This window comes from Vibrio sp. 2130-1 (assembly GCF_033339515.1).
On sequence record NZ_JAWOUT010000009.1, the window covers coordinates 107980 to 121821 of the forward strand.

The 13842-nt window shown below is 42.4% G+C and carries 12 protein-coding genes; 6 read left to right on the forward strand and 6 right to left on the reverse strand.

Annotated elements, in window-relative coordinates:
• Positions 1–75: 75 nt before the first annotated feature.
• Entirely contained in the window at positions 76–1050 is a 975-nt protein-coding gene (locus R7Q09_RS15075; protein WP_005374504.1) for a ParB/RepB/Spo0J family partition protein, read from the reverse strand.
• Between the two features lie 7 nt (positions 1051–1057).
• Positions 1058–2275, reverse strand: coding sequence for an AAA family ATPase (locus R7Q09_RS15080; protein ID WP_005374503.1), 1218 nt, complete (start codon positions 2273–2275; stop codon positions 1058–1060).
• 1237 nt (positions 2276–3512) lie between these two features.
• Between R7Q09_RS15080 and R7Q09_RS15085 the strand changes: the two genes are divergently transcribed.
• Positions 3513–5483: a replication initiator protein RctB domain-containing protein gene (locus tag R7Q09_RS15085; protein WP_017635223.1), complete on the forward strand. Its 1971-nt coding sequence runs from the start codon at positions 3513–3515 to the stop codon at positions 5481–5483.
• Between the two features lie 289 nt (positions 5484–5772).
• On the opposite strand, the gene R7Q09_RS15090 is transcribed toward R7Q09_RS15085, so the two are convergent.
• From R7Q09_RS15090 to R7Q09_RS15100, 3 genes are read right to left on the reverse strand one after another with little or no spacing between them, the layout of a single operon-like run.
• A complete protein-coding gene (locus tag R7Q09_RS15090; RefSeq protein ID WP_005374501.1) occupies positions 5773–6240 on the reverse strand; it encodes a hypothetical protein in 468 nt (155 codons plus the stop codon).
• The gene (locus R7Q09_RS15095) at positions 6240–7172 is read right to left on the reverse strand and encodes an ATP-binding cassette domain-containing protein (protein ID WP_017821873.1); all 933 of its coding nucleotides are present in this window, start codon (positions 7170–7172) and stop codon (positions 6240–6242) included. The genes R7Q09_RS15090 and R7Q09_RS15095 overlap by 1 nt, the downstream gene beginning before the upstream one ends.
• Positions 7173–7174: 2 nt before the next feature.
• A complete protein-coding gene (locus R7Q09_RS15100) occupies positions 7175–8023 on the reverse strand; it encodes an ABC transporter ATP-binding protein (protein ID WP_005374497.1) in 849 nt (282 codons plus the stop codon).
• Positions 8024–8384: 361 nt separating this feature from the next.
• Here R7Q09_RS15100 and R7Q09_RS15105 point away from each other — a divergent pair, with 361 nt between their 5' ends.
• Both R7Q09_RS15105 and ribA read left to right on the forward strand, forming a co-directional pair.
• Positions 8385–8582 (forward strand): PA3496 family putative envelope integrity protein, encoded by a 198-nt coding sequence (locus R7Q09_RS15105; RefSeq protein WP_005374493.1) that lies wholly within the window; start codon positions 8385–8387, stop codon positions 8580–8582.
• 238 nt (positions 8583–8820) lie between these two features.
• Positions 8821–9882: a GTP cyclohydrolase II gene (gene ribA, locus R7Q09_RS15110; RefSeq protein ID WP_017635221.1), complete on the forward strand. Its 1062-nt coding sequence runs from the start codon at positions 8821–8823 to the stop codon at positions 9880–9882.
• 68 nt (positions 9883–9950) lie between these two features.
• Here ribA and R7Q09_RS15115 read toward each other — a convergent pair whose 3' ends face one another.
• Entirely contained in the window at positions 9951–10706 is a 756-nt protein-coding gene (locus R7Q09_RS15115) for a substrate-binding periplasmic protein (RefSeq protein ID WP_213903355.1), read from the reverse strand.
• A 68-nt stretch (positions 10707–10774) separates the two neighbouring features.
• On the opposite strand from R7Q09_RS15115, the gene R7Q09_RS15120 reads away from it, so the two are divergent.
• From R7Q09_RS15120 to R7Q09_RS15130, 3 genes are all read left to right on the forward strand, one after another.
• Positions 10775–12673 carry an ATP-binding protein gene (locus R7Q09_RS15120; protein ID WP_042522309.1) on the forward strand — a complete coding sequence of 633 codons (1899 nt, stop codon included), beginning with the start codon at positions 10775–10777 and terminating at the stop codon, positions 12671–12673.
• Between the two features lie 100 nt (positions 12674–12773).
• Entirely contained in the window at positions 12774–12983 is a 210-nt protein-coding gene (locus R7Q09_RS15125; RefSeq protein ID WP_005374484.1) for a DUF3283 family protein, read from the forward strand.
• A 135-nt stretch (positions 12984–13118) separates the two neighbouring features.
• Positions 13119–13835, forward strand: a complete 717-nt coding sequence (locus R7Q09_RS15130; RefSeq protein WP_005374482.1) for a YebC/PmpR family DNA-binding transcriptional regulator — start codon at positions 13119–13121, stop codon at positions 13833–13835.
• The last annotated feature ends 7 nt before the right edge of the window (positions 13836–13842 follow it).

A 13842-nucleotide genomic window follows, 5' to 3' on the forward strand; every position in this document is an offset into this window, starting at 1 on the left:
GGTATCACATCTTTAATTTGACGCTTCTCAGATATAAAAAAACCGCCCGGAGGCGGTTGATTCAATCATCATTTGTTATTGCAGTTTGGTTTGTACAAACGCAAGAATCTCTTCCATTAAGCTGTCGTCAACTTTCTTCAAGTTCAACGCCAGGCTGCTACCTTTTCGGCTATAGCTTGCTCGACCTTTAACTAAGTCGACTTTTTCCGTCTTCTTGCCAGGTTTTGCTGGTGCAAGTTCAGTAATCCAATTTTCGATGCTTTCCGTGACTTCTTTTGTCAGACGAGCAACGCCTTGAGCTGTGCTTCGCTGCCATAAAAACCCTTCGCTAGAGCGACATTTATCTAACAGCTCTTGCTGCTGCTCTGGCGTCAGCGTTGAAAACTGTTTGTGCAGTTTCACGATAGTTGGACGACCGAGATCGCCAACATTCGGATACGCTTGAAGCAGTTCTAACGGTAATGCTGCGGCTTTTAAAGCGCCACTTACCAACGCTTCACTGCACTGGAACATTTTTGCCAATGCTTTCTGATCTTCAGCTTCACCACTATCAAGCTTAGCCTGCATCTCTTTCCCTTTTTCATATAAAGAGAGCGGCTTGTGAGCATTTGCCACATCAGACAAAAACTTAGCATGGTCAGTATTAATGTTGTCAGCAACATAAACCAAAAAGTCTTGTTCAGCGAGGATACAAGACATGCGACGACGGCTACCATCTAAAACTTCAATCTTGCCATCTTCAGTTCTACGACCCACTGCTGGATATTGTTGGCCACGCTCTTTGAGTGTGACTAAAACATCAGATAAAGCATGTTCGTTTAAGAACGATTGCTCACGAGCGTTATCAACAAATACTGTTGTTTCTGTCGCAACTTTATTTGCAGGAATACGCACAAGTTCAAACTGAACAATATTTTCACCTGCAACTGCTAGTTCAATCGTTTGAGCTTTCTCTTTTGCCGCAGTTTGCGCCTCTTGCGGAGTCACAACACGACGCTTATTCGTTTTGCCAAATAATTTCGCGTTTAATTCAGACGTTTTCAAAGCCATTTACTTATTACCCCTGATTCAATGACGGCCAATTAGAGTGCAGCACACGCTCTAATTCCAGTGCGCTCTTATGAACAGCGTCTTGCGCGGTAGCTAGTGTCTTCTTACCGCCTTCAAAATCGCTTACTGTCAGATCAAATACTGTGCTGTAGGTATCGGCACAGGTTTCAAACGCACGGCTACGAGGAATAGTAGCCATCATAACTTGGTCACCTAGAAGATAGTTCATTTCAGTTAAAACAGAAACTTGCTTCTTATTGTCGTCCTCAAACATGGTTGGCATCAAGCGAACAAACTCAAGACCATTCCAGTCCTCCGGGAACATTTCATATACCGTAGGCAAATGCTGGAAGAAGTTTACTGTTGAAGCCCAGTCCAGACGCTTAGCCGCACAAGGAATTAGCAAGGCATTTGATGCATACATAGCATTCCATACTAATGGGTCAACGTGTGGACCGGTATCAATCATAATGATATCGAAGTCATCAGCAATTTTATCAATCAGTTGCTCTTTCAGCAGACGGACGATATCGAGTGATGGGTCTTCAGATAGCGTTTGCCATGCTTCCGCATTAAACATCGCGTCTTCTGGAAACGCTGAAATCGACTTTAAGTTCGGATATTGCGTTGGCAGCAATACGTTTTTACGTAAAAATTCACTGTCAATTTCCACACCATCAGGCACGTTACCCAACATAATGTCTACCGCAGAATAGATATTATCATGCTCTGCCATGCTGATTTGCGGGTTAAGGAATAAACGTAGCGAGCCTTGTGGGTCTAAGTCGATTAAACAAATACGGTATCGTTTATCCAAATTTAGCGCTAAACATGCCGCTAAATGAACCGCGGTCATTGATTTACCTGTACCGCCCTTTTGGTTCTGCACATTAATAATCCAAGGTTTGTTACCTGAATTCTTTTTACGCTCATGAAATTTAGGCACTTCAGCCGCATCCATGAGCATGTGTGCTTCTTCTAACGTAATTGAATAATGATTCGCGTTGTTTTTAGTAAATTGATGCCCAGCGGCTTCCATTTTACCAATCGCGTCGTCGAGCTTACGGCGAGTTAGACCAGAACGGGTTTCCATCATCGCTTTCGACATTGGTGGGAAGTAGTTATCGCTTCGCTCTTCTAAAACAATTTCAATACGGTCAGCTTGAACCTGCTGAGTCAGCTCCGCTAACTCAAGAAGGTTTTCAATCGTTTTTTCTCTTTTCATGCCAAATTCCGTTGGAAGGATTTATAATTGCAATTGTACAGCAGTAAAGACCAAAAACAACAAAAAGGTGCACGAACATTTTGAATAACCATCACATAAAAAAACACCCAAATCGACGCTTTTATGATTTATGGTCAAAAAGATAACTATTTTTAATCAAATAATCTTCTCATAAGTGGACACCTAAACTTAAAAATAAAAAGTGTTACAACGTCACTCATTTACAATGTAAATCAATTTTCTACCGGAACGATTATAATCTTAAGCTAAATTACGGATTATGTTAGACCAACCTAATTTAAACGAAAAATAGTAAGTAATATCGGAACAATAAAGACCTGAACACCTTGATCATGTCTCCGAACAAAATAGGGCAGTTCCAGCGAAACATCTATGGAAGTATGATCAAGGTATACTTATGATCATGCTTCCGTGTTAATAAACAAATCCGAAAGCATGATCATGGAAAAATAGAGCAGAATACGGTGTAAACACGCAAATAAAATAAGATCCATTAATCGGAAATATGATCAAGCCTTAGAATCTGTCGGAAGCATGAGTTTTCTTCTCTGATTTACGGTTGAGTGCAGACAGAATGGGGGATTGAGCAGAAATTGACGGTATAGAAGCCGGAACAATGAAATTGCTCAAGTTGCTATGATAAATCACGCTCTCATGATCATGCTTCCTGTAAATAAGCAGAGACTAGGATTTACTTCTAAATATGAGCGACTTGAATATATTTTAATCAGATGAGTGATATCTCATCAATATGGGCGGCAGAACGATAGATATATTGGCTCTTGATCATCGGTCCGAGTATAAATAACATCACCAATGCACAATATAATCATCGTGAAGATCATTATTAAATACTGCATCTGTGGATAACCTGTAAAAACATCATGATCATCGTTTCAAGACTCTTTTGATCATCTTTTCATAACCTTAATGATCATGCTTACGAATAAATATGATCATGCTTTCAAGTTATTGTTGATCATACTTTCAGACTTCTTATGATCATAGTTCCGAAACACATGGAAATAATAGTCTTATAGAACAAAAGCTTAGCGAGAAATTTCAAGCCAGATCATTAGATCATATAATCAATTAAGATCAGATTAATCAAAAAGATCAGTTATTTAAAAACAATCTTTTTTCTTTATTTATGATCTGTTTTTCTTTATTCTTCGGAACCATAGCACAACTACGGCTAGTGTGATCTGGATCTAAAATGACGGCTGATGAAAAAATTCTGATTAAAGCACCGAGAAGCCACAAAGATGGCCATCTTTTTGAGGTACATGAATCCTCTGCGGATTGGGTAGAGCAGTACCAACATTTCAAAGGGGTGACCAAAAGCATCTTAGAGTTGCTTAATCTGATCTCATTACGAGGCTTCAGCAGCAAGGATGGTTTGGTTTCAACCACAGAGATTGTGGAAGCAACAGATGGGCAACTCACACGTGCAGCCCTGCAACAACGTTTGCGCGCGGCAGTAAATATTGGTTTATTTACTCAAACTCCAGTGCGTTTTGAAGAGGGACTTGCTGGTAAAACGATGCTACATAAATTTGTGAATCCCAATCAGCTTATATCTGTGTTGGGAGCAACAAGTCTTGTTACCGACAAAGTTCGCCAGAACGAGAAACAAAAACGTTCGAAAGCATTGGCTCAGACTCAAGTAAACAAACGTTTGTTGAATGAGCACGGGTTAAACACACCTCCCACGATGAAAGATGAAGCCGATCAATTTGTTGTATCTCCAACAAATTGGGCTGGGATCATTGACCAAGCACTTGCGCCACCAAGAACTCGAAAAAGTTATCAGAAATCCATGGTGTCGATCTCTGGCACAAAAGCCGTTATTGAGACGCGATCATCCAAAAATATCATGACTGTGGATGATCTCATGACCCTGTTCGCTCTCTTCACGTTAACGGTTCAGTATCATGATCATCACAAAGATCAGTATCAGCTTGATGCGGCTCACGTACCAAACAAAACGCCGCTATACATCACTGATATTTTGTCGCTCAGAGGCAAAAAAGACAGTGGTCCAGCTCGTGATTCCATTCGCGATAGCATTGATCGCATTGAATTCACTGATTTTCAGCTCCATGAACTTACTGGACGTTGGCTAAGTGAAAACATGCCAGAGGGCTTCAAAAGTGATCGTTTTCGTTTTCTTGCACGAACCATCACAGCCTCTGAAGAGGCACCAGTGGAGGGTAGCGATGGTGAAATTCGTATCAAGCCAAACTTATATATTTTAGTTTGGGAACCTTCGTTTTATGAAGAGCTGTTAACGCGCGATTATTTCTTCTTGTTTCCGCCAGAGATCTTGAAACAACATACTTTGGTGTTTCAACTGTACTCTTTCTTCCGTAGTCGCATGGTTCGTCGTCACACGGATTGCATGCTACTGAGTGAGTTAAACCAGAAACTTGCACGTAACATTGAATGGCGACGTTTCTCCATGGATTTGATCCGAGAACTAAAGCGTTTGTCTGATGGAAAAGGGAATGATGATCTATTCGTCGTTAATTTGTGGGGTTATCACCTGACGATCGAAACCATGATCGAAAATGACAAAGTGATGGACTACCAGATCGATATCAAATGTGATGTCGAAGAGGTCTTACGTTATTCGCGAGCGCGAACGACCAACGCAGGAAAGCGTAACATGGCGCCTACGCTGCCAAATCCACTTCGTAATGAGATGGTAACCCGACAACAGCTTGAGGAGCTCTCAGGCATCATAGACGGCGAATTTGAGCCCATTCAACGCAAAGCACCGTCTCCAAGAGGAAATTTAGGGCGACGCGTGAAGCAAAGAAAACATTTGGTAGAGATCAATGCTGATGAGATCACCATTACTCTATCTAAATATACCTCACCAGAGGCTCTAGAACGCAGTATAACGGCTTTGTCTGCGATGACAGGGCACTCGTATGCCTCAATCAAAGAAGAGTGCTCAGATTACATAGAGAAGCTCGATTGGCTAAGGGTAGGGGATGAGCCGATTCCTTATGAGACATTAAGTAAAACCGTCGAGCTGTTTAACACCCAGAACGATGTTAAGCATCTTACCATCGAGCGCCTGATTGCGGGGTTAGCGGTGCGTCGGAAAGTTTGTCGTCAAATCTTCGATGGTCACATGGATGAAATGGTATTTCGTGCCTTGGATGAAATGGCGATTTAAAAGTGTCGCTTGATGTGTATCAAGCTATAGGTGTGATGTATCGGTTTGAAATGTAACAATGTCTTTCGATGATAAAAAACAGACTTAACTCTTACAAACCACTGACATTAGAAGCCAAGCCTAATACTACTATTTATCCCGAATAGACAACCTTTTGTCCTTTCTGATGATTAATAGATTGGCTCATATTGTTACATTCATTCTGAATAGACTTCGCGAGTTTCTCCTCAGGAAACTCGCTTTTTTTTACCTAAAATTCCGCTAATTAAGCCTTGATCATTTTTCCGGACTAATGAGGCAAACCTTGATCATGCTTCTTAGGTTCATTCCAATGTAATGAACGCATCAACGCAACATGTGATTCGATTAAGCTATGGGCTTGTTCCTGCCACTTGTTTTGATCACACTGCTGATTACAAAACTCTAACGCCACAACGGTGAGATGCTGAAGTCGTCTCAAACACCAATCTTTGATCAGAATATCAGTCGAGACTTGGCATGCTGCTTGTTCAAGCTTTGCACTCGTATAAAGCAAAGTTTGATATGCTTTCTGAGGGTCTTGGTACCTTGCATGTTGAAACACGCGTAAACATCCATCCAACCAGCAAGCAATCGCTTTACTTTGAAGATCACTCAATTCGGGTCCAAACACGTCATCAGGCACCTGATATAAGATCGTTTCCAATTTTTCTACTTGATCATGTTTCCGCTGTTCGTACCACATGGCGATTTGATCTTGCCAAGTACTCAAATCCATTACGCTGCCTCAGTCCATTGTTTTACATAGTGATTTGGTCCTATTTGATCAAATTCGTCGACAATTATGCTGCTACGTTGACGAATTTCATCGGCATCTATCGAATAGTTTGGTTCATTTTTCACTAAGTTACCAAAAGGTAAGTCAGGATCAGGAACGGCAGAAATCAACAGCTTAGTATAAGGATGCTGCGGGTTCTTAAGTATTGAATGAGTGTCGCCCCATTCAACGATTTGCCCTTTGTACATTACTGCGGTTTCTTCCGCGATGTAGTGCGCAGTCGCCAGATCATGAGTGATGTATAAAAAACCAATTCCCAGTTCTTGCTTCATTCGTTGCATTAAATTCAACACTCCCAAGCGAATAGAAACATCCAGCATAGACGTAGGCTCATCCGCAAGAATGATTTGCGAACCTACCGCTAAAGCCCTTGCTAAGTTTACTCGCTGACGTTGCCCACCACTGAGTTCGTGAGGGAACTTATTCAATGTCTCTTCAGGTAGTTCCACCAGCTTTAGGAGCTCTTCCAAGCGGGCTGGGATGTCGCGCTCGTTTTTGACTTGTTTATGAATTTTTAAAGGACGTGTTAGGTGATGGCGAATGGTATGAGTTGGATTGAGAGAGCCAAACGGATCTTGAAACACCATTTGTACTTTACTGCGATATTCTTGTAGAGCCGATCGTGACGTGATCTCATTTATGTCAGTGCCATTGAAAAGGATCTCGCCTTCCGTTGCAGGATAGACTTTGGTTATTAAGCGAGCGCAAGTACTCTTACCGCAGCCTGACTCTCCAACCAAAGCCAAGGTTTTTCCTGCGTACAGATCAAAAGTCACTCCTTGAAGCGCACGAAAGGTTTCCTCTTTCGCTAAACCACCGCCCACTTTGAATTCTTTAATCACATTTTTCATTTGGATGATAGGTTGACTCATGGTTACGCTCCTTGTAACTCTGGTTGTTTGTGGACGTCATGGATGTTTGGGAAAGAAGCCCATAGCTTTTGCGTGTAAGGGTGTTGAGGATGATTGCGTATATCGTATGCTCGATTGACTTCGACGATTTCTCCGTGACGCATGATTGCAATTCGATCACATAGTTGGCTCATGAGTGCCAGGTCATGAGTGATAAAGAGGACTGAAAAACCGAACTCATCTCTAAGCTGATAAATTTGCTGTAAAATTTCTCGCTGTACCACTACATCTAATGCTGTTGTGGGTTCATCCATAATGATCAGTTTTGGATTTAGAGACAAAGCAATGGCTATCACCAACCGCTGACGCATTCCTCCTGAAAATTGGTGAGGATATTCTGCTAAGCGTTCTCGAGGAATATTGACCAAGTCCAACAACTTTTCTGCTCTATCTTTTGCTTGAGCGTTAGTGAGGCCTTGATGGTGTCGTAACACATCTGCAAATTGCTCTTGTATCGTTAAGACAGGGTTGAGTGAGTTCATCGCGCTCTGGAACACCATGGCGATTTCACTCCACCTTAGAGCGGTCAGTTCAGAGTCTGAGATACTAAGGATATCTTTGCCATCAAACCATATTTTACCGCCAGAAATGAACGCTGGCGGCTTATGAAGACGATTTATTGAGAATGCAATTGTGCTTTTACCACATCCAGATTCACCGGCAAGACCAAATACTTCGCCTTTGCCGATATCAAAGCTGACGGACTTTACCGCATTAAAATCACCATTATCAGTGATGTAATCGACGCACAAATCTCGGATCTGGATGACCGGGTCATTGTGGTATGCATGACTTAAGTTAATACCATCCATATAAACACCTTACCAATCTAAAAGATAATTATTATCATTATCAGGTGTGGCGGTTTTTAGAAAGTATCAAACTATGAATCAGTGAAGTGACTCGAAAGTTAGGTGAAACAGGAAGTGGTGTAATGCGTCGTTGATAAAACTAAAGAAGAGCAGAATTGAGAGCTAGATCAGCACACTTTTCGTAGGGGGAATTACTCAAATTTAATCGTAAATTTGTCCCTTGGCAAAACTTAAATGATGAATCTATTAAGGAGTTAACGAAAGGGCGGGAGGGGTCACATTTCCCTACAGTTTTTCTTACCACCTTGTTCCGGTTTTGCTATAGATTACGCATCGAAAACATGGTGTGTTCGGAGGAAATATGTCCATTAATTCTATCGACCATGACGAGATGACCAACATCGCTCACAAATGGGAATTACCTGATGAGGAAACCGTTGTGAAGCCAGAGAAAACAGTGAAATCAGCAGAAGCCAGAAGACGCATTGAAGCGTTACGTGAGATCCGTGAAAGTGGGTTGACCATTGAAGAAGCAAGGGAGCTTGGCTTGATACACTGATCGCCTCAGGTTGGTTTAGCAACCCATAGGGTAGTCGACGGACTGCCCTTTTTATTTTTTCACTCTATTACTCTCTTATTCAAACTCTCCATTTATCTGTCTTGCGCCTCAAAAGCACGAGTTTCACACTCACGTCCCGTCCCGAAGAAGTTTGACAATCTGACCTTGTGTTACTAGATATATCAGTAGCGATATGCTTTTTGTTGATTATCGCAACCACAAAGCAAGGAGCGCAAGTATGGTTGATCAAATCCTTTTTTATGAGCCCGATGAGCCCCACGGTTTTCTCTCAAATTTTTGCCATGCCCCAGTCAATATCTCCTCCCAAACTTGGCCCACCAGCGAACATTATTACCAAGCCCAAAAGTTTCTCGATGCTCAGTTGCAAAGTAAAATTCAGCACGCAAGCACCCCTGATGAAGCGTTTGCTTTAAGCCGTAAATACGAACACTTTGTCAGAAGCGATTGGGACGATATAAAGTTGGCTGTTATGGCTTTCATCGTTAGGGAAAAGTTTCTACAAAATCCACCATTAGCGCAGCAATTAATGAGAACGGGTAACGCTTGCCTAACAGAGCATTCTCATAAAGATGCCTTTTGGGGAGACGGGGGAGATGGTAAAGGAGAAAATCATCTAGGAGAGATTCTGATGAATGTTCGAGCAGAGCTGAGACATGTTGAGCCTTACAATCTCGTGAAGTTTATCGATAAAGCCAAATTGCCCACCCAGTGGGGCACATTTATGATGTACGGCTTTATTGAAGCCGCGACAAATAAAGAGCATCTTGCTCTGGTCTATGGCGAGCCAACAAAAAGTGCAGCACCACTTATTCGGTTGCATTCGGAGTGTCTTACCGGAGATGCTCTATTTAGCACGCGTTGTGACTGTGGTTTTCAGCTTAATAGAGCGCTACAAAACATCGTCAAAGAGGGATGTGGCGTGCTGCTTTATTTACGTCAAGAAGGGCGTGGAATCGGCTTGATTAATAAAATTCGTGCCTATCACTTACAAGATGATGGCGCAGATACCGTGGAAGCAAATGAGCGTTTAGGTTTTGCCGCTGATATGCGTGATTACGCGTTCTGTAAAGGAATGCTAGAGCATTTGGGGATTGACGCTGTGCGTCTAATGACGAATAACCCACGCAAGCTCGCCGCCTTAAAAGCGGTTGATATTAACGTCATTGAACGAGTGCCATTACAAGAAGGGAATAACCCAAGTAATCAACATTACCTGCAAACCAAGGCGAGTAAATTGGGGCACATGTTTGATCCTAAGTTTGTTAACCACACTAAGTAAGTGCTACAGATTTCCCAGAAACAAAAACGCCAACGTATCATCGTTGGCGTTTTTGTTAATGAGGTGATTCATTGATACTTTTGAATGATTTCATCAATTTCTCCTGAGGCTTTTAATTCAACGAGTCGTGTATTGATGTAATTTTGAGTTTCTGGTTGCATTTGAGGAGAAAAAGCCAGGTAGATTGAGTAGTCAGGAATAACCGAGCTGAAAGGCTGTATCTGAAAATTCTCTAACGGCAAATTGAGTCGCTTTAAGTTGTATAGGACTCGGGATTCCATCTCGACAAAAGCCGTGTCTCCAGGGGTTCGGCTTATCACTCGGTATGCGGCGTTGTAGTCTTTTACTCGCATTTCATTGACACTGCCATTTTCAAAGAACGGTGTTAAATTTGGATAATCAAACCCCAGCAGTAACACAATAGAACGACCATGCATGGTATCCATATTTTTGAATTCTAAAGGCTTCTCGCTACTCGACACCAGTACATGTTTTACAGTGTAAATGGGCTCCTTAGATAAATTTTCCGATTGCACCTTGCCCCAGTTCGGGCTGCCATAAGTTAACCAGTTTGGCTCAGCGCCTTCTTCCAATATGGAAATCATACGTTTAAATGGATAAGTATGATAATTCACTTGGTAATCCGACTCCGCGAAGATAGCGCTGACGATATCGGTCACAATTCCGGAGTGCATTTGTCCCTGTTGTTCAATTTGAAATGGTCGAGCTTGTTCAGCAATGACGTAATAGTTCACTTGATTTGCGGTCACATGAGAACTTACAACAATTAAGCTAAAAGCCAATCTAAGTAGAAGTCTTTTCATCGTATCCTCGATTATTATTTGTGCGTAGCTATATTTAGAGTAGCGCAAGTTTATCGGAGCGGTTTCATATGGATGAAAAAGAGCGATCTCAACGTCGTTTTAGTATCGGCAACCAACTTATGTTGGCGGTATTAACGTTGAGTTTAATCTTTACGGTCATCATTTCTACAGTGAGCTTATATCGAGTTTTTCACGAAGATTTAGCCCATTTAGATGTTGAATTAAAGCAGGTTGAGTCTAGCTATTTATCGAGCTTTTCTGCGAGTTTATGGGTAGAGGATAGGGAGCTGTTGCTGACACAAGCTCAAGGTGCAATGCGTATGCCCTCGGTGGACTACTTACGTATTGCTAGTGAAGACGAAGTTATCATTGAATTAGGTTCGGCGCTTTCTGAGGATGTTGTCGAGAGAAGCTGGCCGATGCAGTATCGGGTCGGCGATAAAACGTATGATCTCGCGATATTAACGGTTCAATCGGATCTTAGCGCGATATATGAAGATCTTTGGCAGCAGTTCTTTTTTCTACTTACGACAGAAGCGATCAAAATTCTTGTCCTCATCATTGGTGTTCTTTGGGTGGCGTTTCGCTTGTTGGTCAATCCGTTACAATTGCTGTCTGGTGCGGTGAGCGATTTTCGTGGCGGTACAGTGCCGAGTAAAGTGACTCTCCCTAAACGATGGTGCTTTGATGAAGTGAGTGTTTTGGCAGAGAAATACAACCGAAGTGTTGAGAAAGTGAAAGAGCACCAGACTGAGTTAGAGGCTGAACGCGATAGGGCAGAAGTCGCTAATCGTAAGAAAAGTGAGTTTCTTGCCACTATGAGTCATGAGATCCGCACACCGATGAATGGCATTATTGGTGTGTCGTCGTTGCTCAATGACACCGACCTCGATCCCCAGCAAAAAGAGTTTGTAGAGATCATTGACAGTTCTTCTCACTCACTAATGACGATCATCGACGACATTTTGGACTTCTCTAAAGTTGAAGCTGGCAAAGTAGAGCTAGAATACACGAGCTATGATCTTCGCGAGCTACTTGACGATGTCATCAGTTTACATAGTGTCAAAGCCAAGCAGAAAAACTTACAGCTGCTCAGCGATATTGATCCTCACTTGCCAACGGAAGTGCAAGGTGATGCCACACGATTGAAACAAGTTCTGAACAATTTGTTGAGCAACGCGATTAAATTTACCGAGCGCGGCCATGTGAAGCTTCTTGTAGCGTTATCTCGACTTGATGGAGAGACAGCTCATATCCGGTTTCGAGTTGTGGATTCTGGTATTGGTATTGCGAAAGAGCACCAACAAGCAATCTTCGAACGCTTCCAACAAGCTGATGGTAGTACCACCAGAAAGTATGGTGGGACAGGGCTTGGTTTGGCGATAGCTGCACAGTTGGTTAACTTGATGGGAGGGGAAATACAACTAACAAGTGAGCTTGGGCTGGGAAGCTGTTTTGAATTTTCGATTCCTGTTGCTGTAATAAATGCACAATCGACCTATACCGACCAACTTAATGTATTAGATTTCCGGAAAGCGGAAGACAACGAAATCAGCCCTCAAGATAATGATAAACCTTGGGTATTGGTTGTTGAAGATACCATCGTCAATCAGAAGGTAGTTCGCATCATGTTAGAAAAACTGGGTGTGCGAGTGAGTGTCGCCAACCATGGCGAAGAAGCATTGCAGCTGTGTGATCAGCAGCCTTTCGATTTGATTTTTATGGACTGCCAAATGCCTGTGATGGATGGGTTTATTGCTACGGAGCGAATTCGAAAAATGGGAGAGTGGGGGAAACACGTTCCAATTATTGCGCTAAGTGCCAATGTCATTAAAGAGGATCAGCAACATTGCTTCGATGTCGGGATGAACGAGTTCGTGGCTAAACCCGTTACCAAGACTCGATTACAACAAATATTCGAACAGCATTTACCAAAAGCACTGAAAATCAGCGCTGTGCCTAAATAGTTAACTTGAAATCGATCAAGTTAAGTGCGTTTCTATTCTGTAATTGTAACTCTGTGTGATATAGTGCCCGGCTAGTATTTAAAGTACCTTGAGGCTGTGAATGTCGTTTAATCTATCCCTATTGCCGCCTGACGAAAAAAACAAAATCGAACTGGATAAGCAGGCGTCGTTTTTGGTTTGGAAGCTCAGAGAGGCCAAATCTGGTCCTGAAGCAATAGAAGAACAGTTGTCCAAGATTAACGATGCTGATGAAAAGGCGTTTTTCCAGCAATCGGTCGAAAAGTACAAACGAGTAATGGGTGTCGCTTAACGCGAACCGTGGCAATGGTTCAATCCAATGCGACGAATGAGGTAACCTCCCTATTCCTTTGCTAAGCGAAATTGAAAAGGTTTCGCTTTTTGCTAAAATCCTTCGCATTAAATTTGAATTTAGAGAGACATCCCGATGGGAAGAAGTTTTGAAGTGCGCAAAGCCTCTATGGCGAAAACTGCAGGCGCGAAAATTAAAGTTTATTCCAAATACGGTAAAGAAATTTACATGTGCGCGAAAAACGGTGGTGGTGATCCAGACATGAACTTGTCTTTGAAACACCTGATCGCAAAAGCGAAAAAAGACCAAGTTCCTGCGCACGTTATCGATAAAGCGATCGACAAAGCGAACGGTGGCGGTGGTGAAGACTACACTCCAGCACGTTACGAAGGCTTCGGCCCTGGCGGTACTAGCGTTATCGTTGACTGTCTAACAGACAACGGCAACCGTACTTTCCAAGATGTACGCCAATGCTTTGTGAAAGTCGGTGCGAAAATTGGTGTTGAGGGCTCGGTTTCTCACATGTTCGATCACCAAGCGGTATTCCAGTTCAAAGGCGACGATGATGAAATCATCCTAGAAACGCTAATGATGGAAGACGTAGACGTTACTGACGTTGAGCTAGAAGACGGTGTTATCACTGTATTCGCACCTCACACAGAATTCTTCAAAACAAAAACTGCGCTTAACGGTGCATTCCCAGATCTAACGATCGATGTTGAAGAAATCACATTCGTTCCGCAAACTCATACGCCTGTATCGGGTGAAGATGCTGAGAAGTTCCAGAAATTCCTAGATCTTCTAGATGACTGTGATGATGTTCAGCAGGTTTACCACAACGCAGAGCTGTAATTAATTC

What these genes read in the sequence shown, in the direction of transcription:
- R7Q09_RS15090 (WP_005374501.1), bottom strand. Translation starts at nt 6,240, where the DNA reads ATGGATTTGAGTACTTGGCAAGATCAAATCGCCATGTGGTACGAACAG.
- R7Q09_RS15085 (WP_017635223.1), top strand. Translation starts at nt 3,513, where the DNA reads ATGACGGCTGATGAAAAAATTCTGATTAAAGCACCGAGAAGCCACAAA.
- R7Q09_RS15100 (WP_005374497.1), bottom strand. Translation starts at nt 8,023, where the DNA reads ATGGATGGTATTAACTTAAGTCATGCATACCACAATGACCCGGTCATC.
- R7Q09_RS15130 (WP_005374482.1), top strand. Translation starts at nt 13,119, where the DNA reads ATGGGAAGAAGTTTTGAAGTGCGCAAAGCCTCTATGGCGAAAACTGCA.
- R7Q09_RS15105 (WP_005374493.1), top strand. Translation starts at nt 8,385, where the DNA reads ATGTCCATTAATTCTATCGACCATGACGAGATGACCAACATCGCTCAC.
- R7Q09_RS15125 (WP_005374484.1), top strand. Translation starts at nt 12,774, where the DNA reads ATGTCGTTTAATCTATCCCTATTGCCGCCTGACGAAAAAAACAAAATC.
- R7Q09_RS15095 (WP_017821873.1), bottom strand. Translation starts at nt 7,172, where the DNA reads ATGAGTCAACCTATCATCCAAATGAAAAATGTGATTAAAGAATTCAAA.
- R7Q09_RS15120 (WP_042522309.1), top strand. Translation starts at nt 10,775, where the DNA reads ATGGATGAAAAAGAGCGATCTCAACGTCGTTTTAGTATCGGCAACCAA.
- R7Q09_RS15115 (WP_213903355.1), bottom strand. Translation starts at nt 10,706, where the DNA reads ATGAAAAGACTTCTACTTAGATTGGCTTTTAGCTTAATTGTTGTAAGT.
- R7Q09_RS15080 (WP_005374503.1), bottom strand. Translation starts at nt 2,275, where the DNA reads ATGAAAAGAGAAAAAACGATTGAAAACCTTCTTGAGTTAGCGGAGCTG.
- ribA (WP_017635221.1), top strand. Translation starts at nt 8,821, where the DNA reads ATGGTTGATCAAATCCTTTTTTATGAGCCCGATGAGCCCCACGGTTTT.
- R7Q09_RS15075 (WP_005374504.1), bottom strand. Translation starts at nt 1,050, where the DNA reads ATGGCTTTGAAAACGTCTGAATTAAACGCGAAATTATTTGGCAAAACG.